This window comes from Limimaricola cinnabarinus, assembly GCF_047631075.1.
In the GTDB taxonomy this organism is placed as follows: Bacteria; Pseudomonadota; Alphaproteobacteria; order Rhodobacterales; family Rhodobacteraceae; genus Limimaricola; species Limimaricola cinnabarinus.
Genome location: NZ_JBLHYX010000003.1, coordinates 108,216 through 132,795 on the forward strand (window position 1 = coordinate 108,216; position 24,580 = coordinate 132,795).

The window sequence follows — 24,580 nt, forward strand, 5'->3', positions numbered from 1 at the left end:
CATGGATCGGGCGGTCCGTTTCGGTCTGTGCCGGTTCGCGCCGGTTCCAAGGGGAGTCTCCATGCTGTTCTTCGTCACGCTCACCGTCGCGGGCGTTCTCGCGGGTGCGCTCAACGCCGTCGCGGGCGGCGGCACCTTCCTGACCTTTCCGGCGCTGGTCTGGCTCGGCGTGCCGCCGATCGCGGCCAATGCCACCGCCACCATCGGCGCGCTGCCGGGCTATGCCAGTTCGGCCTGGGGCTACCGATCGGACGTGGCGGCCGAGGGCACGCTGGGGCTGCGCGCGATCATCGGGCTTGGAGCCTTGGGCGGTCTGCTCGGCGCGGGGCTGCTGCTGGTGACGCCTGGCGCGGTGTTCGAGGGGCTGGTGCCGTGGCTGCTGCTGGTCGCCACGCTGCTTTTCGCCGCGGGCCCGCGCGTGCTCGCCTTCGTGCGGGCGCGCGGTTTCGGCCCGGCGGGGCCGGTGCTGTCGGGGGCTGCGGTGCTCGCGGTGTCGATCTATGGCGGCTATTTCAACGGTGGGCTGGGCATCCTGCTTCTGGCCATGTTGGGTCTCATCGGCTTCGTGAACCTGCACGGCATGAACGGGCTCAAGGTGCTGCTCTCGGCGGTGCTGTCGCTGGTTTCGGCGGCCGCTTATGCCGCCGCCGGGCTGATCGAGTGGGACGCGGCGCTGATCATGGCGGTGGCGACGACCATCGGCGGCTATCTCGGGGCGCGCGGGGCGCGGCGCGTGCCGATGCCGCTCCTGCGCCTCGGCATCACCGGCGTTGGGCTGGTGATGACGGTGCTGTTCTTCGCGCTCTAGAGCACGATCGGCTCCAACGGGTCATAGCCCGGTGCATCCGCATCCTGCCACGCCACGGCGGCGAGACTGTCGGGTTTGACCCGCAGTTTCGCCATCTCGTCCCGCGTGACCCATCGCCGGTGACTGACGATACCCTCTGGATCGATCCAATCGCCGAAGGGGTCGCCCGAACGTATCTCGCAGCGGAAATAAAGATCGACCTGGTGAAAGCCGCGCCGCTGGTGGTGGAACTCGTTGACGAGGCAGGGCGCACCCACTTCGACCTTCAGCCCGCATTCCTCGTGCAGCTCGCGCGCGAGGTTGTCGGGCAGCGAGGCATGCGGTTCGACCCCACCGCCCGGCGCGCACCATAAATCGTCGCGGCCCTTGTAGGCATTAACCAAAAGCAAATGATTCTCGTGCATCAGGATCGCGCGCACGGCGAGGCGGACGGGGGTGCTCATGACGCGACCATGGCCCAAGGCCGCGATCACACGCAAGTGTGGCCTGTCCGGCGCGTGCCGAACGCCTAGATATGCATCATGACACGTCCGCTGATCCTTTTGACCACCTGTCTCGCGCTGCTCGCGGGGTGCGTGCGCGCCGCGCCCGAGGCGGCGTCGGACTGCGTCGTGTTCCTGCACGGCCTCGCGCGCACCGACCTCAGCTTTGCGCCGATGGCCGAGGTGGTCGAAGCCAATGGCTACAAGGTGGTCAATCGCGGCTACCCCTCGACCGAGGCGCGGATCGAGGATCTGGTCGATGCGCTGCCCGACGACGTGCGGGCCTGCGGCGACCGCACCGTGCATTTCGTGACCCATTCGATGGGCGGCATCCTCGCGCGGCTCTGGCTTACCGATCATCGCCCCGCCAAGATGGGCCGTGTGGTGATGCTGGCCCCGCCGAACAAGGGCTCCGAGCTGGTCGATGTCTTCGGCGAGTTCGAGCCGTTCGAGTGGCTCAACGGTCCCGCCGGGCTGCAACTTGGCACCGAGCCGGGGAGCCTGCCCAACCGGCTCGAGCCGCTGCCCTCCTACGAGGTCGGCATCATCGCCGGGGACGCCTCGCTCAACCCTGTGTTCTCAGGGCTGATCGAAGGGCCGGATGACGGCAAGGTCTCGGTCGCCTCGACCCGGCTTCAGGGCGCGCGGGATCATATCGTCCTGCCGGTCAGCCACACTTTTATGATGAACAACCCGCTGGTGATGGCGCAGGCGCTGACCTTCCTGCGCGAAGGGCGCTTCGACCGATCGCTGAGCCTCGGCGGCGTGCTGTTTGGGCTGAACTAGGGCCGGTCCGGCGCGTCGCATGGGACTACGACCCAGCCGCGCCATTGCGCAATTTTGCCATGATTGGCGGTGCCGCCCGCCGGCAGGGCGACCGCTCGGCACGTTGCATGAACGTGACCGGCCCGCCCCTTGCCAGACAGGGGGCGAGCGCTTCTTATGGAAAGAACCTCGCAGGGCAGGGCGCCTTTATGGAGATCCATCTCGAAAAGATCGACGCGGCGCGCAATTGCTACCGCTTCTACGAGATCAGCCTCGAGCCCGATCTCTTCGCGCAGACCGCGCTTGTGGTGCGCTGGGGCCGGATCGGCGGGCGGGGGCGGATCCGCATCGCGGGCTCGGGCACGATGCGCGAGGCGCAGGATCTCGCGACGCGGATTCTGCGGCTGCGGCTCAGGCATGGTTACGCGCTGCGCTGACCCCGCAGCGGTCCCGAAGCGTCCCGCGAAATGGGCAAGCGCCCGCCTGCCTGCCCATTAATCGAGCGACGCCGCGCCTGACCGCCTCCCACCCGGGCGCGCGCATGGGTCTTTGCCCGAGGATCGGGCAGATGAGAGCCGATCTCATCGGGGAGGCGGGGCTCTGGCACGACAGGTCAAGGACAGGCTTTCCATCGTCGTGGTCGAACAGGACCGCGATCGGGCGCTGCTGATCGTCGACAGCCTGCGCGAGGCGGGCGATTACGACATCCATGTCATCGGCGAGCAGACCGGTCTCGCCCGGCGCATCTCCGAGCGTGACCCCGACATCGTGTTGATCGACATCGCCAACCCCTCGCGCGACACGCTCGAAGAGCTGACGCTGGCCTCGAGCCCGCTCGACCGGCCCGTGGCGATGTTCGTCGATCGCAGCGAAGCCGGGCTCACCAAGGCCGCGATCGAGGCGGGCGTGTCGGCCTATGTGGTCGACGGGTTGCGGGCCGAACGGCTCAAGCCGGTGATCGACGCCGCCGTGACCCGGTTTCACGTGTTCCGTCAGATGCGCACCGAACTGGCCGCGACGCGCCGCGCGCTCGAAGAGCGCAAGGTGATCGACCGCGCCAAGGGCCTGTTGATGAAGGCGCGCGGCATCGACGAGGGCGAGGCCTATGCGCTTTTGCGCCGTACCGCGATGGATCAGGGGCGCCGCGTGGCCGACGTGGCCGAGGCGCTGGTCACGGCAGCGGGGCTCTTGTCATGAGCATCGCCCTCTCGATCGGTTTCATGCCGCTTGTCGACGCCGCGCCGCTGATCGCCGCGTCCGAGATGGGCTTCGCGCGCGAGGAGGGGCTGGACCTGCGGCTCGAGCGCGCGCCTTCGTGGTCGACGCTGCGCGACATGCTGGCCTTTGGCGGCGTCGAGGCGGCACATATGCTGTCACCGGTGCCGGTCGCCATGGCGCTGGGCTTGGGCGGCGTGTCGGTCCCGCTTTCGGCGGTGTCGGTGCTGGCGGTCAATGGCGACGTGATCGGGGTCAGCCGGGCATTGGCCGAGAGGATGCGCGCCCAAGGGTTCGGCTTCGATTTTTCGGATGCGGTGGCCGCGCGGGCGGCGCTGCGCGCGGCGGCGGGGGCGGGGCTGCGCATCGGCGTGCCGTTTCCCTTCTCCATGCATGCCGAGCTTCTGCACTACTGGCTCTCCGAGCCGGGCGCGCCCGCGATCGACATCCGCACCGTGCCGCCACCCTTGATGGCCGAGGCCATCGCCGCCGGAGAGATCGACGCCTTTTGCGTGGGCGAACCGTGGGGTTCGATTGCGGTGGAGACCGGGGTGGGCGAGTTGCTCTTGCCCGGTGCCGCGATCTGGGCGTTTGCGCCGGGCAAGGTGCTCGCGGTGCGCAGCGACTGGGCCGCGCGCGAGGAAGAGACGCTGGGGCGGCTGATGCGCGCGGTCTGGCGCGCGGGCCGCTGGCTCGACCGGCCCGGCAGCCGCACCACGGCGGCCGAGATTCTGGCGCGGCGCGAGCATCTTAACCTGCCCGCCGAGGTGATCGACCGCGCACTTTCGGGGCGGCTCACCATCTCGTCTCGCGGCGATGCGCGGCGGGTCGAGGGATTCGTTGAGTTTCACGCAGGCGCCGCGAGCTTTCCATGGCGCAGTCAGGCCGCATGGATCGCGCGGCGGCTCGCGAAGCGGGCCGGGCAGGACCCGCAGGCCGCGACGGCACGGGCGCGCGGCGTGTTCCGCACCGATCTCTACCGCCGCCTTCTCGCAGGAACGGGGGCCGAGATGCCCGGCGCGTCGGAAAAGCTCGAAGGCACGATCGAGGCCGACACCCCGGCCGCATCGGAATCGGGGCGGCTGGTGCTGCGGCGCGATCGGTTCTTCGATGGCCGGGTTTTCGATCTTTCGGTTCCCGACTGATCGAAAAAGCGGCAGATCGCAAAGGCGCGACCCGAGACTTCGCTGCCGTGCGGCATCGCCCTTGCAGCACCGCGGCAAAAGCGGCCAGATCGAAACACAGGCCGGGCAACGGGGCACGGTCGACAGTCATCTCCCACCAAGCTGGGTGATCCGAGCAAAGCCGCTCGACTCCTCGCGACCTCCCTCGGGGACGGTCCCGCGAACGGAGTCGGCGGCTTTTTTGATGTTTGCCCGGTACTTCCCCCCGGGCCCTGAAACGGGAACGACGCGCATGAACAGGCTTTCCGCCATCCTTGCCACCACGACCCTTCTGGCGAGCCCCGCCATGGCCGAGATGCTGCCGCTCGAGAAGGACGAGCTGACCTTCGGCTTCATCAAGCTCACCGACATGGCGCCGCTCGCGATTGCTTATGAGCAGGGCTACTTCATGGATGAGGGGCTGTTCGTCACGCTCGAGGCGCAAGCCAACTGGAAGGTGCTGCTCGACGGCGTCATCGACGGCCAGCTCGATGGGGCGCACATGCTCGCCGGTCAGCCTCTCGCCGCGACCATCGGCTATGGCACCGAGGCGCATATCGTCACGCCGTTTTCCATGGATCTCAACGGCAACGGTATCACCGTGTCGAACGCCGTCTGGGACGAGATGAAGCCGAACATCCCGACCGACGCCGAAGGCCGACCCCAGCATCCAATTTCCGCGGAGGCCCTCAAACCGGTGATCGAAAGCTACCGGGCCGAGGGCAAACCCTTCAATATGGGCATGGTCTTCCCGGTCTCGACCCATAATTACGAACTGCGCTACTGGCTCGCCGCCGGCGGCATCGAGCCCGGCTATTATTCCGAGCAGAACACCACCGGCCAGATCGGCGCCGAGGCGCTGTTGTCGGTGACGCCGCCGCCGCAGATGCCCGCCACACTCGAAGCGGGGACGATCTATGGCTACGCCGTGGGTGAGCCGTGGAACCAGCAGGCCGTCGCCATGGGCATCGGCGTGCCGGTCATCACCGATTACGAGCTGTGGAAAAACAACCCCGAGAAGGTCTTCGGCCTCACTGCCGCCTTCGTCGAGGAAAACCCCAACACCACCATCGCTTTGACCAAGGCGCTGATCCGCGCCGCGATCTGGCTCGACGAGAACGACAACGCCAACCGCGAGGAGGCGGTCGAGATCCTGTCGCGCCCCGATTACGTCGGCGCGGACCCGGAGGTGATCGCGGCTTCGATGACCGGCACCTTCGAGTACGAGAAGGGCGATGTGCGCGAGGTGCCCGATTTCAACACCTTCTTCCGTCACCACGCCACCTATCCTTTCTACTCGGACGCGGTGTGGTACCTCACCCAGATGCGCCGTTGGGGCCAGATCGCCGAGGCGAAGGACGACGCTTGGTACGACGAGGTCGTGAAATCGGTCTACAAGCCCGAGATCTATCTCGAAGCCGCGCGGATGCTGGTCGATGAGGGGTTGGCGAATGAGGCCGATTTCCCTTGGGACAGCGACGGCTACAAGGCACCGACGCCCGCCGCCGACATCATCGATGGCATCGGCTATGACGGCCGCGCCCCCAACGCCTATCTCGACACCCTGCCCATCGGGCTGAAGGGCGACCAGACGGTCGTCGGCTCCGAGATTCAGGGTTGACCCGCCGGGGCCCCGGCGCGGGGCTCCGCCACTTCCATTCCCTCCGCAGATCCAAACCCCCGGAGCACCCCCATGACCGCAGTCGATCCCACCGCCATCGAGGCCGGCCACAAGGAGGCAAGGCGCGCCCGCTGGTTCGCCCGCCTCGGCGTCGCCGACCGCTGGTTCCAGGTCCTCGGCCTGGCTTGGCTCACCCCGCTGATCAAGGCCGCCGCCGGCGACAACCCGCGCGCCCAGATGCGCGACGTCTGGCGTCTCTTGGGCGTGCCGCTCCTTGCCATCGCGGGCTTCCTCGCGCTCTGGGCGGCTCTGGCGCCGCAAGTGCAGACTTCGCTCGGCGCGATCCCCGGACCGGGGCAGGTCTGGCAGGAGGCGGTCGGGCTGCACGAGGACGCCGTCCGCACCTCCGAGAAGAAGGCCCGCTTCGAGGAGCAGGTGGCCATGCGCAACGAGCGCTTGGTGGAGCAGGGGCGCGCCGATGAGGTCAAGGACATCGCCTTCACCGGCTCGCCCTCCTATTACGACCAGATCGGCACCTCCATCGTGACCGTGTTCTTCGGGTTTCTGGTGGCGAGCGCCGTGGCGATCCCGCTGGGCATCCTCGCGGGCCTCTCGGCCACCGCCAACGCTGCCCTCAATCCGCTGATCCAGATCTTCAAACCGGTCTCGCCGCTGGCCTGGCTGCCGATCGTCACCATGGTCGTCTCGGCCGTCACCGCCACCGAAGGCGGGCTTTTCGCCAAGTCGTTCCTCGTCTCGGCCATCACCGTGACGCTGTGCTCGCTCTGGCCGACGCTGATCAACACCGCGCTCGGCGTCGCGCAGGTCGACCGCGATCTCGTCAACGTCTCCAAGGTGCTCAAGATGAGCCCGCGCGCCAAGATCACCAAGCTGGTGCTGCCCTCGGCGCTGCCGCTGATCTTCACCGGGCTTCGCCTGAGCTTGGGCGTGGGCTGGATGGTGCTGATCGCCGCGGAGATGCTGGCGCAGAATCCCGGCCTTGGAAAGTTCGTCTGGGACGAATTCCAGAACGGCTCGTCGTCGTCGCTGGCGCGGATCATCGTCGCGGTGCTGACCATCGGCATCATCGGCTTCCTGCTCGACCGGGTGATGTTCGCGCTGCAATCGCTCTTCACCTACGCTCCGAACCGGTGATCGCCATGACCAGCATCCTTTCATTCGAAAACGTCTCCAAGGGTTTCGGCGAGGGCAAGTCGCGCAAGGACGTGCTTCGGGCCATCGATCTCGACGTGGCCGAGGGCGAGTTCGTGGCGATCCTCGGCTTCTCGGGCAGCGGCAAGTCGACGCTGATGAACCTGATGGCCGGTCTGGTGACGCCCGACCAAGGCACCGTCACCTTCAAGGGCAAGCCCGTCACCGGCCCCGGCCCCGAGCGCGGGCTGGTGTTCCAGAGCTACTCGCTGATGCCGTGGCTCACGGTGGCGGGCAACGTCATGCTCGCGGTCGAGGCGGTGCATCCCGAACTGTCGAAATCCGACAAGGCCGCCAAGGCGCAGCGCTACATCGAGATGGTGGGGCTGGGGCACGCCACGACACGTCGCCCGGCCGAGCTGTCTGGCGGCATGCGCCAGCGCGTCTCGGTCGCCCGCGCGCTTGCCATGGAGCCCGAAGTGTTGCTCCTCGATGAGCCACTCTCGGCGCTCGACGCGCTGACGCGGGCCAACCTCGCCGACGAGATCCTCGAGATATGGGAGCGCGAGCGCACCACCTGCGTGCTGATCACCAACGACGTGGACGAAGCGATCCTGCTCGCCGACCGGATCGTGCCGCTCAATCCCGATGGCACCTTGGGCGCGGCCGTGAATGTCACGCTGCCGCGTCCGCGCGACCGCGGCGCGATGAACTCGGACCCTGCCTTCAAGGCGCTGCGCGCGCAGGTCACGGGCTATCTCATGGATGTCGGCATCAAGGCCCGCGTCGAGGGCACGCGCCGCCTGCCGGACATCCGCCCCGTTCACGACCGGACCCGCGACCTTCCCGCCGCGCAGAAGGCGGCGCAAGAGGGGCTGATCGAGGAGCGTTTCCTCGACTTTTCGCAGCTGCACAAGGTCTATCCGACCCCCAAGGGGCCGCTCACGGTGGTCGAGGACTTCAATCTCAAGATGAACCGGGGCGAGTTCATCTCGCTGATCGGCCATTCGGGCTGCGGCAAGTCCACCGTGCTGACGATGGCCGCCGGTCTCAACGAGATCTCGAAGGGCGCGATCAAGCTCGACGGCCGCCATGTCGAGGGGGCCGATCCCGAACGCGCTGTGGTGTTCCAGAGCCCGTCTTTGTTCCCCTGGCTCACCGCGCGCGAGAACGTCGCCGTGGGGGTCGACCGGGTCTATCCCCGCGCCTCGCAATCCGAGCGGCAGGAGGTGGTCGAGCATTACCTCGAACGCGTGGGTCTCGGGAACGCGATGGACCGGATGGCCTCCGAGATGTCGAACGGCATGCGCCAGCGTGTCGGCATCGCCCGTGCCTTCGCGCTGAGCCCCAAGCTGCTGCTGCTCGACGAGCCTTTCGGGATGCTCGACTCGCTCACCCGCTGGGAGCTTCAGGAGGTCCTCATGGATGTATGGGACCGCACCAAGACCACGGCGGTCTGCGTCACCCATGACGTCGACGAGGCGATCCTTCTGGCCGACCGGGTGGTGATGATGACCAACGGCCCGCGCGCCACCATCGGCAAGATCGTCGACGTGAACCTGCCGCGCCCGCGCACCCGCAAGGCGCTTCTGGAGCACGCGGACTACTACCACTACCGGCAGGAGGTGCTCGATTTCCTCGAGGAATACGAGCACGGCCGCGACCCTCGCAAGAAATCGGCGCCCAGCGCCATCGCAGCGGAGTGACCGCCATGACCCAGAAACTCGTCGTCATCGGCGCCGGCATGGCCTCGGGCCGGATGCTGGAAAGCCTGATCGAAAGCGATCCCGCAGCCTACGACATCACCCTCTTCAACGCCGAGCCGCGCGGCAACTATAACCGGCTGATGCTGTCGCCGGTGCTGTCGGGCGAAAAGACCTATGCCGAGATCGTCACCCATGACGACCATTGGTATGAGGCCCACGGCATCACCTGCCGCTTCGGCGAACGGGTGGTCGAGATCGACCGGGCGCGCAAGATCGTCGTCGGCGAGAAGGGCGCGGTGCCTTACGACAAGCTCGTCGTCGCGACCGGCTCCGACCCGTTCATGATCCCGCTGCCGGGCCACGACCTCGAAGGCGTGATCCCCTACCGCGATCTCGAAGACACCGAGCGGATGATGGGCCTTTCGGCCAAGCCGGACGCGAAAGCGGTGGTCATCGGCGGTGGCCTGCTGGGGCTTGAGGCGGCGGCGGGCATGGCCGCGCGCGGCGTCGACGTGACCGTGGTGCACATCATGGGGCACCTGATGGAGCGCCAGCTCGACGAGGCGGCGGGGTATCTCCTGCGCCGCGCACTGACCGACAAGGGCATCAAGGTGATGTGCTCGGCCAACTCCAAGGAGATCCTGGGCAAGAACGGCCATGTGAAGGCGCTCATGCTCGATGACGGCACCGAGCTGATCTGCGATCTGCTGGTCATGGCCGTGGGCATTCGTCCCAGCGTGGCGCTCGCCAAATCCGCCGGGCTCGCGGTCGGGCGCGGCGTGCATGTCGATGACCGGATGATCACCTCCGATCCGGACGTGCTCGCCCTTGGCGAATGCGTCGAGCATGATGGCGCGGTGTTCGGCCTCGTGGCACCTCTCTACGATCAGGCCAAGGTGCTGGCCGAGACGCTTCTGAACCGTGAGGCCGCCTTCCGGCCCAAGGAAGTGGCGACCAAGCTCAAGGTCACGGGCTGCGACCTGTTCTCGGCGGGCGATTTCGCCGAAGGGGAGGACCGCGAGGACATCGTGTTCCGCGACCCGGCGCGCGGCGTTTACAAGCGCCTCGTGCTCGAAGGCGAGCGGCTGATCGGCGCTGTAATGTACGGCGACACCGCTGACGGCGCGTGGTTCCACGGGCTGATCAAGGACCGCGAGGACGTCTCGGAAATGCGCGAGACGCTGATCTTCGGGCCTGCCTTCCAGGGGGGCGCCTCGGCGGACCCTATGGCGGCCGTTGCAGCCTTACCGGCTGACGCAGAGATCTGCGGCTGCAACGGCGTGTGCAAGGGCCGGATCGTGGAGGCCGTCGAGGGCGGTGCCACGACCATCGAAGGCGTCCGCGCCGTCACCAAGGCATCGGGCTCCTGCGGCACCTGCACCGGGCTGGTCGAGCAGGTCATGGCGCTCTCCTTGGGCGACGATTTCGTCATGCCCACGGCCAAGCCGATCTGCGGCTGCACCGACCTCACCCACGAGGACGTCCGCCGCCTGATCAAGGCGCAGGAACTGAAATCCCAACCCGCCGTCTGGCAGGAGCTGGGCTGGAGTACGCCGAATGGCTGCCATGTCTGCCGCCCGGCAGTGAACTACTACCTGCTGGCCGACTGGCCGCTCGAATATCAGGACGATCCGCAGTCGCGTTTCGTCAACGAGCGCAACCACGCCAACATCCAGAAGGACGGCACCTATAGCGTGGTGCCGCGCATGTGGGGCGGGCTGACCAATCCGCGCGAACTTCGCGCCATCGCCGACGCCGCCGACAAATACGGCGTGCCGACCGTCAAGGTGACGGGGGGCCAGCGCATCGACCTTCTGGGCGTGAAGAAGGAGGATCTGCCCGCGATGTGGGCCGATCTGAACGAGGCGGGGCTCGTGTCGGGACACGCCTATTCCAAGGGGCTGCGCACTGTGAAGACTTGCGTGGGCCGCGAGCATTGCCGCTTTGGCACACAGGACAGCACCGGGCTCGGCGTGAAGCTTGAAAAGCGCCTCTGGGGGTCGTGGACGCCGCACAAGGTCAAGCTCGGCGTCTCTGGCTGCCCGCGCAACTGCGCCGAGGCGACCTGCAAGGATCTCGGGATCATCTGCGTGGACAGCGGCTTCGAGATCGGCGTCGGCGGGGCCGCGGGCATGGACCTCAAGGAGATCCAGCCGCTGGTGAAGGTCGCCACCGAGGCAGAGGCCGAGGAATGGTCGGTCGCTTTCGTGCAGCTCTACCGCGAGCACGCCAAGTATCTCGACCGGCCCTACAAGTGGATCGCCAAGGTTGGAATGGACTGGGTGCGCGAGGCGCTTCTGGACGATGCCGAGCGCGCGGCCCTCGTGGCGCGCTTCGACCTGAGCCAGACGATCTATCAAAAGGACCCATGGGCCGAGCGGGCCGAACCGGCGCAGGCGCGCCGCTTCCAGCCGCTGGCCGATCTCACGCTGGAGGCTGCGGAATGAACTGGATCGATGTGGGCGCTCTCGACGACATCCCGCTGCGCGGCTCGCGGCTGGTGAAGACGCCCGTGGGCTGCGTGGCGCTGTTTCGCACGGGCGATCGGGAGGTCTTCGCCGCCTCCGACCGCTGCCCGCACAAGGGCGGGCCGCTGTCGGAAGGCATCGTGCATGGCCGCGCCGTGACCTGCCCGCTGCACAACTGGGTGTTCAGCCTCGAGACCGGCGAGGCGCAGGGCGCGGACGAGGGTGCGATCCCGACCTATCCGCTCAGGGTCGAGAACGGGCGGCTGCTGCTCGACGGTGACGCAGTGGGCCGCAGGGCGGCGGCATGAGCGCGGCGCAGCCCGCCGCAGAGCCGGGCGAAATCCGCACTACCTGCGCCTATTGCGGCGTGGGCTGTGGGGTGCTTGCCAAGCCGGACGGACAGGGCGGTCTGACGGTCCGCGGCGACCCGGATCACCCGGCCAATCGCGGGCGGCTCTGCTCCAAGGGCACGGCGCTGGGCGAGACGATGGGCCGTGAGGACCGGCTTTTGCATCCGATGATCGGCGGGGCGCGGACCGATTGGGGCACGGCGCTGGGCCATGTCGCCGACCGGTTTCGCGAGACTGTCGCCGAACACGGCCCCGACAGCGTCGCCTTCTACGTCTCGGGGCAGATGACGACCGAGGATTACTACGTCGCTAACAAGCTGATGAAGGGCTTCATCGGTTCGGCCAACATCGATACAAATTCGCGGCTCTGCATGGCCTCGACCGTGGCGGGCCACAAGCGGGCCTTTGGCACCGACACCGTGCCCGGCACCTACGAGGATCTGGAGCTTGCCGATCTCGTGGTGCTGACCGGATCGAACCTCGCATGGTGCCACCCGGTGCTCCATCAGCGCATCGCGGCGGCCAAGGCGGCGCGGCCCGGGATGCGGGTGGTCGTCATCGACCCGCGCCGCACCGCGACCTGCGACATCGCCGATCTGCACCTGCCGCTGGCGGCGGGCTCGGACGTGGCGCTGTTCAATGCGCTGTTGGCAAGGATCGACGCGCGCGGCGCGCGCGATACCCGCTTCGCGCGCCACCTTGACGGGATGGAGGAGGCGCTGGCCGCCGCCCATGCCGAGGACGTCTTGGTTACCGGGCTGAGTGCGGCGCAGATCGACGCCTTTTGCGACATGTGGATCGGCACCGAGAAGGTCGTCACCGTGTTCAGCCAGGGCGTGAACCAGTCGAGCGCGGGCACCGACAAGGTGGGCGCCATCATCAATTGCCACCTCGCCACGGGGCGCATCGGACGGCCCGGCATGGGGCCGTTTTCGGTCACCGGGCAGCCCAACGCCATGGGCGGCCGCGAGGTCGGTGGGCTGGCCAACACGCTGGCCTGCCATCTCGACATCGAGAACCCCGCGCACCGCGCCGCGGTGCAGGGCTTCTGGGCCGCGCCCGCGATGCCCGACAGGCCCGGTCTCAAGGCCGTCGACATGTTCCGCGCGGTGGAGCGCGGCGACATCAAGGCGATCTGGATCATCTGCACCAACCCCGCCGTTTCCATGCCCGAGGCCGACCGGGTGCGCGATGCCATCGCGGGCTGCGACTTCGTGGCGGTGAGCGACATCACCGCCAGCACCGATACCGCGCGGCTGGCGCATGTGCTCCTGCCCGCCGCAGGCTGGGGCGAGCGCGACGGAACGGTGACCAATTCCGACCGCACCATCAGCCGACAGCGCAAGCTTCTCGATGCGCCGGGCGAGGCGCGGCCCGACTGGGCGATCCTCGCCGAAGTGGGGCGGCGCATGGGATGGGCCGCCGCCTTCGATTGGGAGACCCCGGCCGAAGTGCTGCGCGAGTACGCGGCGCTGTCGGGCATCGCCGGGCGCTTCGGGCGCGACTTCGACATCTCAGGCCTCGCCGATCTCGACGCCGCCGCCTATGACGCGCTCGCCCCGCAGCGCTGGCCGATCGCGGCGGCGCAGCAAGGCGGGCGCTTTTTCGGTGACGGGCGGTTTTTCACCCCGACCGGGCGGGGCCGGATGATCGCCGTTCACGCCGCGCCACCCAAGGCGAAGCTCACGCCCGAGCATCCGTTCAGGCTCAACACCGGGCGCATCCGTGATCAGTGGCACACCATGACCCGCTCGGGCCGCTCGGCCCGGCTCAACCGGCACATGGGCGAGCCGTTTCTGGAGATCCACCCCGAGGATGCGCGCGCGCTCGACCTCGCCCCTGCGAGCCTCGCCGAGCTGCGCGGGCAGGGGGCAAGGGCCGTGCTGCGCGTGCTGGTAAGCGAACGGGCGAGACGCGGCGAGGTTTTCGCTCCGATCCATTGGAGCGGGGAGACCGCGCCCACGGGGCGCATCGACGCGGTGGTAGGGCCTCATGTCGATCCGCATTCGGGCCAGCCCGAGGCCAAGGCGGCGGCGGTTTCGGTCGCGCCGTTTGCGGCGGCGTGGTTCGGATTTGCCGTCTCGACGGCGCTGCCCGCGCCCAAGGCCGATTACTGGGCGCGCGCGCGCTCCGAGCAGGGCTGGCGGTTGGAGCTGGCCGGGGCAGAAACCCCCGAAGACTGGGAGGCCGAGGCGCGCGCGCTGTTCGGACTGCCAGAGGCGCGGCTGACGCGGGTGAGCGATTCCGCCCGCGGGATCGAGCGGTTGGCGTTCCACGAGGACGGGCGGCTGGTCGCGGCGCTCTTCGTGTCGCCGCGCCCCGTCGCGGTCTCGCGCGAGCATCTGGCGTCGCTTCTGGGGGGCGAGGGCGCGCAGGCGCTCAGCGGTCGGCCCGGTGCCGACATGCCCGATCCCGGCCCGGTGCTCTGCGCCTGTCTGGGCGTCGGGGTGAACACGATCCTGACCGCGATCGAGAGCGGCGCGGCGCTCAGCGTCGAGGCGATCGGCGCGGCACTTGGGGCGGGGACGAATTGCGGCTCCTGCCGACCCGAAATCGCGGCCCTTCTGGCCAATGCGCGGATGCGCGAGGCGGCGGAGTAAAACGGACGGGGCCGCCGCGCGGCCCCGTCTCGGTTCAGGCGGCGCGCAGCCGCGCGGGCATCAGCCCGGTTTCATCCATCGACACGGCGCGGCCCTCGCGGATCGACATCTGCGCGGCGATCCCCATGGCCACGGCGGCCCAACCATCCTCGAGCGTTACCTCGGCCCGGGCGCGCTGGCCGCGCACCAGCTCAAGAAACCGCGCATGCTGATAAAAGGTCGAGCCGTTGTGATCGCCCGCCTCCAGAAGCGCCGGATCGACCGGGATCTCGCGGATCTCTGGGCCCTTGGGCGCGCGCGGGCTGACGATGAGTTGCGGCACCGGCGGCGCGCCCAAGTGTTCGGGCCAGAACCGGCCCGGCCCCGGCACCAGCGCCTCGATCCGCGCCTGCGGGCCGACCGCCGTCACCTCCTCTTGGTAGCGCGCGCCTTCGGCGAACATGCACAGTTCCAGCATCGCCCGGCCGCCGCGCGCGAAATCGACGATGACATAGCCGTTGTCGAGCACGTCGGGCGCCACGCCCTCGTAATTCTCGTCTTGATGGTTCACCGCCTGGCTGCCGGAGGCCATGACGCGCACCGGCTCGTCGCCCAGCGTCAGCCGCATCAGGTCGAAGAAGTGGCAGCATTTTTCGACGAAGGTGCCGCCCGTGTAGCGGTTGAAGCGGTTCCAGCCGCCGACCTTGTGCAGGAAGGGAAATCGATGCTCGCGGATGGTGAGCATGCGGATGCCCCCCGTCGCCGCCTGCGCCTCCTTGAGGAAGGCTGCGATGGGCGGCATGTAGCGGTATTCCATCGCCACCCACACCGGTGCGGGATAGCTGTCGCGGAAGGCCGCGAGCCGTGCCGTTTCGGCCGGGTCGGTGAAAAGCGGCTTCTCCACGAGGACCGGCAGCGGTCGCGTGCGGGCGATCTCCTCCATCTGCTCGAGGTGGCGGAAATTGGGGCTGGCGATCAGCAGGCAGTCGAGCCCCTCGGTCGCCATGAGGTCGGCAACGGAAGAGCAAAGCCGCGCCCCGGGGGCCAGCGCCTGCGCCTGCATCGCCATCTCGGCGTCGGGCTCGAAAATCGCGGCGACGCGCGTGCCCGGCAGCAGCGCGATGTTGCGCAGATGCTCCTGTCCCATCATGCCGCAGCCGATGATGCCGTAATTGGTGACCGTGGTCATGTGACCTCCCTCAGATCAGGCGCTGCACGTAATGGGCGCGCGCCGTGTCGAACCATGTGCGCGAGAACTCGACCGGCGCCGGGCCCTGCGCCCAGCTCAGCCGCTCGATGTATCCGGTGACGGTGCCGGGGCGCAGCGTGAAGGCCGCGGGCGCCCAATGCGGCACCTCCCCGATGGTGACCCGATCCTCGGCGCGGGTGATCCAGAAGCCGAGATGGGTCTTGTAGTAGAGGTAGAGCGAATCCGCGAGCTTGCCGGGATCGATCGCCCCCGCCGCGCCGTCGAGCCAGATCTCCTCGACCGCGATGATCGTGTCGTTGAGGCGGCGCAGGCGGCGGATCCGGGTGGCGTCGGGCGCGGCGCCGAAGCCGGGCAGGTCGGCGGGCTTTTCGATGCGTGCGAGATCGAGCACCTCGGCGCGGGGCAGGCCGCCGCCCTCGGGCAACTCGAGCCGGAACATCGAGTAGACGCTCTCGGCCTGCGCGTTGCGCCGCACGTAATTGCCCGACCCCTGCACCCGCTCCAACATGCCTTTTTCCGACAGCTCGGAAAGCGCTTTCCTGAGCGTGCGCACCGAGGTGCCCAGACGCTGCGCGAAGTCGCGTTCGGGCGGCAGTCGCTCGCCTTCGACCAGCCGACCGGAGGCGATCTCGCGCACGAGAAGTTCGCTGATCTGCTGGTGCAACGGCAGGGCGGCGGGCGCTTCGGGCATCTGGCAAAAATCTCGAGGTCAAATTGATGCACCATTGATTTGCATTTGACGGGCTGTTACGCAAGTGGAAATCGCACGCTTGGAGGAGCCCCCGCATGACCGTCGTCCCTATCACCTCGTCCGATCTCGATGCGGTTGAGGTGTCATGGTTCGCAGCGCTCTGCTCGGATGATTACCGGCTCTTGGGCAAACCCGAAGGCGACCTGCGTTCGTCCTGGGCGCATTGCTCGGACATCGTGAAAACCGCCGAAGCCCAAGGCTTTCGCAACATCCTGTGCCCCTCCTCCTACCAGGTCGGGCAGGACACGCTGAGCTTCGTTGCGGGCTGCGCGCCGATCACCTCGAAGATCAACCTGCTGGCTGCGATCCGCTGCGGCGAGATGCAGCCGATCATGCTGGCGCGCACCGTCGCCACGCTCGATCACATGCTGGAAGGCCGCCTGACGCTGAATGTCATCTCCTCGGATTTTCCGGGCGAGAAGGCCGAGAGCAAGTTCCGTTACCAGCGCTCGCGCGAGGTGGTCGAGATCCTCAAGCAGGCTTGGACCTGCGACGAGATCAACTACAAGGGCGAGGTCTATGATTTCGTGGGCCTGACCACCGACCCGGCCAAGCCGTATCAAGAGGGCGGCCCGCTCCTCTATTTCGGCGGCTACTCGCCCGATGCGCTGGATCTCTGCGGCCAACATTGCGACGTCTACCTGATGTGGCCCGAAAAGAAGGAAGACCTCGCCGAGCGGATGCGGGCGGTGCATTCCGTGGCCGAGAAGTACGACCGCACGCTCGATTACGGCCTGCGGGTCCATGTGATCGTCCGCGACACCGAAGCCGAGGCGCGCGAATACGCGCAGCACCTCGTCTCCGAGCTCGATGACGAGCAGGGCCGTACGATCCGCGAGCGCGCGCTCGACGCCACCTCGCTCGGTGTGTCGCATCAGGCACGCAACCGCGAACTGGCGGACATGGAGGGTTTCATCGAGCCGAACCTATGGACCGGCGTCGGCCGGGCGCGCTCGGGCTGCGGTGCGGCGCTGGTGGGATCAACCGACCAAGTCTATTCGAAGCTCGAGGAATACCGGAAGATGGGCATGCGGGCCTTCATCCTTTCGGGATATCCGCATATCGACGAGGCCAAGCATTTCGGCGCCCGCGTGCTGCCGATGATGAAGACCTGCTCGCTGCCCGAGGCCTATGGCCGGGTGCCGAGCCAGACACCGAAGACGCCGCTGGGCGCAGGAGAACGCCGCTGATGAACCGGATCGAGATTTCCAAGGATGTCGCGCTGAGCCGCCTGGTCTATGGCATGTGGCGCATCGCCGACGACACCGACACCTCGCCCGCCCATGTGCGCGCCAAGATCGATGCCTGTCTCGAACAGGGCATCACCACGATGGATCAGGCCGACATCTATGGCGGTTACGGCGCCGAGGCGGTGCTGGGGGTGGCCCTCAAGGAAGACCCCTCGCTGCGCGAGCGGATCGAGATCGTCAGCAAATGCGGCATCGTCGCGCCCATGGGCCGGCACTCGGACAAGAGGGTCAAGCATTACGACACCTCGCGCGCCTATATCGAACAGGCGGTCGAAACGAGCCTGCGCGACATGGGCACCGAGTATCTCGACCTTCTGCTGATCCACCGCCCCGACCCGATGATGGATCACCGCGAGACCGGCGCCGCGCTCGACGCGCTGGTGGCCTCCGGCAAGGTCCGGTCGGTGGGCGTGTCGAACTTCCGTCCCTGGGACGTGGAGCTTCTGGAATCCGCGATGGAGACGCCGCTCTCCACCAACCAGATCGAGATCTCGCTCAAGGAACTGTCGCCCTTCACCAATGGCGATCTCGCCTATCACCAGCGTCGGGGCATCCCGCTGATGGCGTGGTCGCCCCTGGGCGGCGGTGACCTGATGACCGGGCAGGGACCGGTGGCCGAGCGGCTTGATGCTATCGCCGACGCGCAGGGCGTCGACCGCGCCGCCGTGGCGGTGGCCTTTCTGCTGGCGCATCCGGCGGGCATCCTGCCGGTGCTGGGCACCAACAACGTCGAGCGGATCGCGAAGATCTCCGACGCGTTGAAGGTCTCTCTCGACCGGCAGGACTGGTACACGCTCTACGAGGCCGGGCTCGGCACCGAAGTGCCATGAGCGCGGCGGCCGAGATCACCGGCTTCGTGCCGGATGCGGAGAACACGCGGCTCCTGCGTGATGCCTTCGGCCGCTTTGCCACCGGCGTCACCATCGTCACGGTGGCGGGCGAGGACGGCCCCGTTGCGATCACCGCCAACAGCTTTTCGAGCCTGTCGCTCGATCCGCCGCTGGTGCTGTGGTCGCCCGACCGCAAGTCGCGCCGCTTCGGGCATTTTGCCCATGCGACGCATTACGTGATCCACGTGCTGGCCGCCGAGCAGGCGGACCTGTGCTTCGGCGTGTCCAAGGACGCGTGGAAGCTGGGCGAGCACGATCTGGAGCTCAACGCCGAAGGCGTGCCGGTGATCCCCGGCGCGCTGGCCCGCTTCGACTGCACGCGAGAGGTCACGCATGACGGCGGCGACCACGTGATCGTCGTGGGCCGGGTCGATCGTTGCGAGATGCGCGACGGCACGCCGCTCGTCTTCTATGCAGGCAAGACCGTGCGGATCGCGCAGGACTGAGACATCGCCGCATCCTGGGGAGGAGCGGCCACCCGAAAGGGAAGGGGAGAGGAATGGGAGGAGTTCTGGCCGTGCTGGGGCCGCTCGGGCGGCTCAATGCGGCGCTCTGCACCGCGGGCCGCGCAATCGGCGTCGTGGCCATCGCCGTGATGGTGGCGGTGACGCTGCTGCAGGTCGTCATGCGCTACGTGTTCAACAACGCGCTGCCCTGGCCCGACGAGGCGGCGCGCTTTTGCATGCTGTGGATGACCGGGCTGATGGCACCGACCGCGCTGCGCCATGGCGGCTTCGTCGCCATCGACAGCCTGCTGATGGCACTGCCGGTGCGGCTCTCGGCCTTCCTGTCGCTGATCCTGCTTTCCATCGCCATGCTGGTGCTGGTGATGGGGCTGACCATCGGCTGGGCCGAGGTGAACGGGCTCGGCGGGCGCTTCGACACCGCGTCACTGTATCTGCCGACCTCGTGGGGGCTCGACAGCTGGTACCGCATTCCGCGCAGCTGGATGATGCTGTCTCTGGTGGTGGGCTTCGCAATGCTGATCCTCGTCAATCTCGAGCTGATGATCCGCGCCTTCATGGGCCTGATCGGCGCCGCCGACCGGCTGCCCATGGTCCGCAATCCCGTTCTGGGGAGCGCCGAATAATGCTGGTCCTGTTCCTTCCGGTCTTCCTGTTCTTCTTGATGGTCGGCCTGCCGGTCTTCTTCGGGCTGCTGTTCGCGCCGGGCATCCTCTTGTGGCTCAACGGGCAGGAGCGCGACATCACGCTGCTCTACCGCAACCTCTACAACGGCATGGACAGCTTTCCGCTGATGGCGATCCCGTTCTTCATGCTCGCGGGCGAGCTGATGAACCGCGGCGGCATCACGCTGCGCCTCGTGGAGTTCAGCCAAGCCCTGATGGGGCATTTCCGCGGCGGCCTCGCGCATGTGAACATCCTGTCGTCCATGCTCTTCGCGGGGCTCTCGGGCTCGGCCGTGGCCGACACCTCGGCGCTGGGCTCGATGCTGATCCCGGCGATGGAAAAGCAGGGCTACACCCGCCGCTTCGCCGCCGCGATCACCGCGGCGTCGTCGGTCATCGGCCCGATCATCCCGCCTTCGGGCATCATGATCATCTATGCCTATGTCATGGGCGAGAGCGTGGCCGCGCTGTTCCTCGCGGGCATTGTGCCGGGCATCCTCGTGGGGCTCGGGCTGATGGTGCTGGTGAAGTTGATGGCCGACCGCTACAACTTTCCCGTCGCCTCGCGCCGCCACACATGGGCCGAGCGCGGGCAGGCCTCGCTCAAGGCGTTCTTCCCGCTGATGACCCCTGTCATCATCCTCGGCGGCATCCTCACCGGCGTCTTCACCCCGACCGAGGCCGCCGCCGTCGCCGTGGCCTATGCGCTGATCATCGGGATCTTCGTGCTGCGCACGCTCAAGATCTCGGAACTGGGCGACGTGCTTTCCAAGGCGGGCATCACCTCCGCCGTGGTGCTGTTGCTGGTGGGTGCCGCGATGTCGTTCAAGACGGTGGTGTCGCTCTCCCACGCGCCGGAGCTTCTGGCCGACTTCATCCTGACCCTGACCGAGAACCCGCTCTTGCTGCTGTTTCTAATCAACCTGCTGCTGTTCGCGGTGGGGATGTTCCTCGACGCGGGCCCGGCGATCATCATCCTCGGGCCGATCCTCGGGCCGGTCTTCACTTCTCTGGGCGTCGACTCGGTGCATTTCGCGATCATCATGTGCGTGAACCTGACCGTGGGGCTGGCGACACCGCCGATGGGCCTCGTGCTCTTTGTCGCGGCCTCGGTCTCGGGCGAAAAGGTCGAGACGATCTCGAAGGCGATCCTGCCCTTCCTCGCGGTCGAGATATTCGTGATCATGCTGATCACATTCGTGCCCGAGATTTCCATGACGATCCCGCGCCTGACGGGTTTCGCCGACTGAACGACAAGAAGATGAGCAACAGGGAGGACACCATGCTCGCGAACACCTTCAAGGCTGCCGGTCTGGCCGCACTCATGGCCGGCACCGCGCTGCCGGTCATGGCCCAGGACATTACCCTGCGCGCCACCGCCAATTCGAACGAGAACGACGAGGATTACGACGGCCTCGTGGTCTTCAAGAACTATGTCGAGGCGGCGTCGAACGGCGCCATCGAGGTCGAGATCTTCATGGGCACGCAGCTGTGCTCGAACGGCGCGGAATGCCTGCAGGGCGTGGCCGACGGCTCGATCGACGTCTACATCTCGACCTCTGGCGGTGCCTCGGGGCTGTTTCCCTACGTGCAGGTGCTCGATCTGCCTTACGTGATGGCCGATGACCGCGTGGCCGAGGCCGTGCTGTCGGGCGACTTCACCCGCACCATGCGCGACATGGCACTGTCGGATTCGGGCGACGCGATCCGGCTGATGACCATCGGCAACACCGGCGGCTGGCGCAACTTCGCCAACACCCAGCGCCGCATTGCCCAGCCCTCGGACATCGAAGGGCTGAAGATCCGCACCGTGGTCGCCGACCTGCCGCAGGAGCTGGTGCGCGCGCTGGGCGCCTCGCCGACGCCGATCCCGTGGCCGGAACTCTTCACCTCACTGCAGACCGGCGTGGTCGAGGGCACCAAGAACGGCATCACCGACATCATGTCGATGAAGTTCCCCGATGCGGGCCTGCAATACGTCACGCTCGACGGCCACGCCTACATGGGCGCGCTGTGGTGGATGTCCAACCAGCGGTTCCAAGAGCTGCCCGACGACATGAAACGCGTCGTGGTCGATGGCTTCTACCAGCTGCAGCAGGCGACCTTCGCCTCGCCCAAGCGCAAGTCGATCCAGGCCTATGAGGATTTCGTGGCCGGCGGCGGCGATCTCTACGTGCCGACCCCTGACGAGAAGGCCGCCTTCGCCGAGGCCGCCCAGCCGGTCTATGAGTGGTTCACCGCCAATGTCGAAGGCGGACAGGAGATCTACGACGCGCTGACCTCCGCCGTGGCCGAGGCCGAGACCGATCTCGAGACCGCCCGCGCCGCCGACATGGAGTGACGCGGCGCTGAGACCACGGCCGGGGGGGCCTCCCCCGGCCATCGCGCCCGCGCCCCGGATCGCTCCGGGGGCGGGCGTCCTTCCGAACAATCCGATGCCTTCCCCAACCGGGCCGCCGCCCGGGCACCTCCCTTTGTCGTCAGGAGCCGCCATGACCCGTCTTGCCGAGCAGACCCGGACCCTGTTTCCGGGTCTTGCCCTCGCGGTGCTGGTGGCGATGGCGGCGCAGTTCCTGTCCGAGCATTACGGCGCGCCCGCGATGCTGATGGCGATCCTCTTGGGCATCGCGTTGCAGTTCCTGTCGGAAGAGCCGCGTTCGGCCCCCGGCATCGGCTTCGCCTCGCGCACGCTCTTGCGCATCGGTGTGGCGCTGTTGGGCGTGCGGATCAGCGTCGGCATGGTGCAGGAGTTGGGGCTGGGGCTCTTCGCGCTCATCGTCGGCGGCGTCTTCGCCACCATCGGCGCATCGCTTGCCTTTGCCTGGGCCACCGGGCGCGACCGGCTCTTCGCCTTCCTGTCGGGTGGCGCGGTGGCGATCTGCGGCGCGTCGGCGGCCATGGCGATCGCCAGCGTCCTGCCCCGACGCGAGGAGGGCGAGCGCGATCTCATCTTCACCGTGGTCTCGGTGACGATGCTCTCGACGCTGGCGATGATCGCCTATCCGATCCTCGCGGCAAAACTCGGATATGACGCGCGCCAGACCGGCGTATTCCTGGGCGGCACGATCCACGACGTGGCGCAGGTGGTGGGGGCGGGCTACTCGGTCTCCGAGGAGACGGGCGACATCGCGACGCTGGTCAAGCTGATCCGTGTGACCATGCTGGCCCCGATCGTGCTGGTGGCCGCCCTCGTGATGCGTCGCCGCGCGCCCGTCGGGGCGGCCCGACCGCCGCTGGTGCCGGGCTTCGTGCTGGGCTTTCTGACGCTGGCCGCGCTCAACTCGATGCAGCTTCTGCCCGGCTGGAGCATCGAGGCGCTGAGTGCTGTGTCGCGCTGGGCGCTGCTGACCGCCATCGCCGCCGTCGGCATGAAGACCTCTTTGAAGAAGCTGCTCGATGTCGGCGGTCGCGCCATCGCGCTCCTTACCGCGCAAACCGCATTCCTCGCGCTGTTCCTCGGTCTCGGCATGGCGCTGATCGGCTAGGCGGTAATACTTGTTGACCAGTTTTTAGGCGACGTTAAGGTTTCCCTTGCGTAAAGTGAGGGAGGACATGATGCGTATTTCCAGAATGATGGCCGCGCTTTTGATGGCGACGGCCCTGCCGATGACGGCTCTGGCCCAGAGCGATGACAGCTTGGCCAAGATGCGGGAGTTCCGGACCACCGGCACCTCGCTCGACATACCTCAGATCGACCAGAAGGGAGAGACCGCCGATCGCCTGCGCGGGATACTCGAGGACATCGAGATGCCCGAGGGCTTCGAGATCGACCTCTTCGCGGTGGTGCCCGACGCGCGCCACATGGCGCTGGGCAACTCGGTGCCGGTGGTCTTCGTCGGCACCCGCAAGGACAAGTTCTGGGCGGTGACCGATCGCGACGGCGACCGCGTTGCGGACGAGGTCAAGGAATTCGCGCCCGCGCTCGACCTCGCCGTGCCGAACGGCCCCTGCATGACGCCTGACGGCTTTCTCGTGCTGGCGGAGCACAACCGCGTGCTGATGTTCCCGGCGGCCGAGTTCTTCTATGAATCGCCGGACGTGGCGGTGGCCGAGGTGGTGCCGCAGGGCGAGCTGATCCCGGTCGAGGAGGAGAGCTTCAACCACGGCGCGCGCGTCTGCGACATCGGCCCCGACGGCATGCTCTACATCTCGATGGGCCAGCCCCACAACGTGCCGCCTGCCGAGAAGATGGATCTCTACAACGAGGTCGGCATGGGCGGCATCATCCGGCTCAACACCGACGGCTCGGGCCGCGAGGTTTATGCACGCGGGATCCGAAATTCGGTCGGCATGGACTTCAACCCCGCCAATGACGAGTTGTGGTTCACCGACAACCAGGTCGACGGCATGGGTGATGACATCCCGCCGGGCGAAATGAACCGGATCACCGCGTCCGGCCAGAATTTCGGCTTTCCATGGTATGGCGGCGGCACGACACGCACCAATGAATACATGGACGCGGAGATCCCCGCGGACGTGGTGAACCCCGAGGCCGAGTACACCGCCCATGCCGCCGATCTGGGCATGGCGTTCTACGGTGCCGACGCCTTCCCGGCCAAGTACCATGGCGGCATCTTCTCGGCGCAACACGGCTCGTGGAACCGCACCACCCCCGTGGGCGCGCGGGTGATGTTCACCCCCGTGGGCGAGGATGGCAGCGCGGGCGAGCCCGAGGTCTTTGCCGAGGGCTGGCTGACCGAGAACGGTGAATACTTGGGGCGGCCCGTCGACGTCGCCATCATGAAGGACGGCTCGCTGCTCGTGTCCGACGACTTCGCGGGCGCGATCTACCGGATTTCCTATAGCGGATCCGAGGGCGGGCAGCCCGAGGACAGCGGCATGGAACCCGAAGAGGCCGGCATGGAAAACATGGACATGGAGACCATGGAAGAGAACATGGAAGACATGGGCATGGAGGGCTCACCGGACGAGATGGGCATGGAGCACATGGAGACCGAGAGCGAGGAGACCGAAACCTCGAACTGAGACCCGATCCCCCGCGGGCGCGCCGCGGCTGTGGGGGTCCTTCATCCCGGAGATC

The 24,580-nt window shown here is 67.5% G+C and carries 22 protein-coding genes; 19 read left to right on the top strand and 3 right to left on the bottom strand.

Going from position 1 to position 24,580, the window contains the following annotated elements; translation table 11 throughout:
• Positions 1-61 precede the first annotated feature (61 nt).
• On the top strand, positions 62-808 hold the full coding sequence (locus tag ACJASC_RS03800; protein ID WP_415143675.1) for a sulfite exporter TauE/SafE family protein: 747 nt from the start codon (positions 62-64) through the stop codon (positions 806-808).
• Here the strand turns inward: ACJASC_RS03800 and ACJASC_RS03805 are convergent.
• Positions 805-1,251 carry an NUDIX domain-containing protein gene (locus ACJASC_RS03805; protein ID WP_415143677.1) on the bottom strand — a complete coding sequence of 149 codons (447 nt, stop codon included), beginning with the start codon at positions 1,249-1,251 and terminating at the stop codon, positions 805-807. The two genes, ACJASC_RS03800 and ACJASC_RS03805, sit on opposite strands and share 4 nt — an antisense overlap.
• A gap of 78 nt (positions 1,252-1,329) precedes the next feature.
• Between ACJASC_RS03805 and ACJASC_RS03810 the strand changes: the two genes are divergently transcribed.
• From ACJASC_RS03810 to ACJASC_RS03855, 10 genes are all read left to right on the top strand, one after another.
• Positions 1,330-2,076, top strand: coding sequence for an esterase/lipase family protein (locus tag ACJASC_RS03810; RefSeq protein ID WP_415143679.1), 747 nt, complete (start codon positions 1,330-1,332; stop codon positions 2,074-2,076).
• A gap of 188 nt (positions 2,077-2,264) precedes the next feature.
• The gene (locus tag ACJASC_RS03815; protein ID WP_415143681.1) at positions 2,265-2,492 is read left to right on the top strand and encodes a WGR domain-containing protein; all 228 of its coding nucleotides are present in this window, start codon (positions 2,265-2,267) and stop codon (positions 2,490-2,492) included.
• Positions 2,493-2,691: 199 nt separating this feature from the next.
• On the top strand, positions 2,692-3,252 hold the full coding sequence (locus ACJASC_RS03820; protein ID WP_021693361.1) for an ANTAR domain-containing response regulator: 561 nt from the start codon (positions 2,692-2,694) through the stop codon (positions 3,250-3,252).
• Complete coding sequence (locus tag ACJASC_RS03825; protein ID WP_415143683.1) at positions 3,249-4,415, top strand: ABC transporter substrate-binding protein; 1,167 nt, start codon at positions 3,249-3,251, stop codon at positions 4,413-4,415. The genes ACJASC_RS03820 and ACJASC_RS03825 overlap by 4 nt, the downstream gene beginning before the upstream one ends.
• Before the next feature lie 271 nt (positions 4,416-4,686).
• Positions 4,687-6,054 (top strand): CmpA/NrtA family ABC transporter substrate-binding protein, encoded by a 1,368-nt coding sequence (locus ACJASC_RS03830; RefSeq protein WP_415143685.1) that lies wholly within the window; start codon positions 4,687-4,689, stop codon positions 6,052-6,054.
• 72 nt (positions 6,055-6,126) lie between these two features.
• Positions 6,127-7,209: an ABC transporter permease gene (locus tag ACJASC_RS03835; RefSeq protein WP_021695177.1), complete on the top strand. Its 1,083-nt coding sequence runs from the start codon at positions 6,127-6,129 to the stop codon at positions 7,207-7,209.
• A gap of 5 nt (positions 7,210-7,214) precedes the next feature.
• The gene (locus tag ACJASC_RS03840; protein WP_415143688.1) at positions 7,215-8,912 is read left to right on the top strand and encodes an ABC transporter ATP-binding protein; all 1,698 of its coding nucleotides are present in this window, start codon (positions 7,215-7,217) and stop codon (positions 8,910-8,912) included.
• A 5-nt stretch (positions 8,913-8,917) separates the two neighbouring features.
• Positions 8,918-11,359, top strand: coding sequence for a nitrite reductase large subunit NirB (gene nirB / locus ACJASC_RS03845; protein WP_415143690.1), 2,442 nt, complete (start codon positions 8,918-8,920; stop codon positions 11,357-11,359).
• A complete protein-coding gene (nirD, locus tag ACJASC_RS03850) occupies positions 11,356-11,688 on the top strand; it encodes a nitrite reductase small subunit NirD (RefSeq protein WP_415143692.1) in 333 nt (110 codons plus the stop codon). Before nirB ends, nirD begins: the two co-directional genes overlap by 4 nt.
• The gene (locus ACJASC_RS03855) at positions 11,685-14,330 is read left to right on the top strand and encodes a molybdopterin-dependent oxidoreductase (protein ID WP_415143694.1); all 2,646 of its coding nucleotides are present in this window, start codon (positions 11,685-11,687) and stop codon (positions 14,328-14,330) included. The genes nirD and ACJASC_RS03855 overlap by 4 nt, the downstream gene beginning before the upstream one ends.
• A gap of 34 nt (positions 14,331-14,364) precedes the next feature.
• Here the strand turns inward: ACJASC_RS03855 and ACJASC_RS03860 are convergent, their stop codons facing one another.
• Positions 14,365-15,498: a Gfo/Idh/MocA family protein gene (locus ACJASC_RS03860; protein ID WP_415143696.1), complete on the bottom strand. Its 1,134-nt coding sequence runs from the start codon at positions 15,496-15,498 to the stop codon at positions 14,365-14,367.
• 10 nt (positions 15,499-15,508) lie between these two features.
• Positions 15,509-16,210 (bottom strand): GntR family transcriptional regulator, encoded by a 702-nt coding sequence (locus tag ACJASC_RS03865; protein ID WP_415143698.1) that lies wholly within the window; start codon positions 16,208-16,210, stop codon positions 15,509-15,511.
• 95 nt (positions 16,211-16,305) lie between these two features.
• Between ACJASC_RS03865 and ACJASC_RS03870 the strand changes: the two genes are divergently transcribed.
• The 8 genes from ACJASC_RS03870 to ACJASC_RS03905 all read left to right on the top strand — a co-directional run bounded on the left by ACJASC_RS03870 (position 16,306) and on the right by ACJASC_RS03905 (position 24,525).
• Complete coding sequence (locus ACJASC_RS03870; RefSeq protein WP_415143700.1) at positions 16,306-17,460, top strand: LLM class flavin-dependent oxidoreductase; 1,155 nt, start codon at positions 16,306-16,308, stop codon at positions 17,458-17,460.
• Complete coding sequence (locus ACJASC_RS03875) at positions 17,460-18,350, top strand: aldo/keto reductase (RefSeq protein WP_415143702.1); 891 nt, start codon at positions 17,460-17,462, stop codon at positions 18,348-18,350. Before ACJASC_RS03870 ends, ACJASC_RS03875 begins: the two co-directional genes overlap by 1 nt.
• Entirely contained in the window at positions 18,347-18,856 is a 510-nt protein-coding gene (locus tag ACJASC_RS03880) for a flavin reductase family protein (RefSeq protein ID WP_415143704.1), read from the top strand. The genes ACJASC_RS03875 and ACJASC_RS03880 overlap by 4 nt, the downstream gene beginning before the upstream one ends.
• Positions 18,857-18,909: 53 nt before the next feature.
• Positions 18,910-19,500, top strand: coding sequence for a TRAP transporter small permease (locus ACJASC_RS03885; protein WP_045320293.1), 591 nt, complete (start codon positions 18,910-18,912; stop codon positions 19,498-19,500).
• Positions 19,500-20,789, top strand: a complete 1,290-nt coding sequence (locus ACJASC_RS03890; protein WP_415143707.1) for a TRAP transporter large permease — start codon at positions 19,500-19,502, stop codon at positions 20,787-20,789. The genes ACJASC_RS03885 and ACJASC_RS03890 overlap by 1 nt, the downstream gene beginning before the upstream one ends.
• 32 nt (positions 20,790-20,821) lie before the next feature.
• Positions 20,822-21,880, top strand: a complete 1,059-nt coding sequence (locus ACJASC_RS03895; protein ID WP_415143909.1) for a TRAP transporter substrate-binding protein — start codon at positions 20,822-20,824, stop codon at positions 21,878-21,880.
• A gap of 151 nt (positions 21,881-22,031) precedes the next feature.
• Positions 22,032-23,024: a YeiH family protein gene (locus ACJASC_RS03900; protein ID WP_021695164.1), complete on the top strand. Its 993-nt coding sequence runs from the start codon at positions 22,032-22,034 to the stop codon at positions 23,022-23,024.
• Positions 23,025-23,091: 67 nt separating this feature from the next.
• Positions 23,092-24,525 (top strand): PQQ-dependent sugar dehydrogenase, encoded by a 1,434-nt coding sequence (locus ACJASC_RS03905; RefSeq protein ID WP_415143709.1) that lies wholly within the window; start codon positions 23,092-23,094, stop codon positions 24,523-24,525.
• The last annotated feature ends 55 nt before the right edge of the window (positions 24,526-24,580 follow it).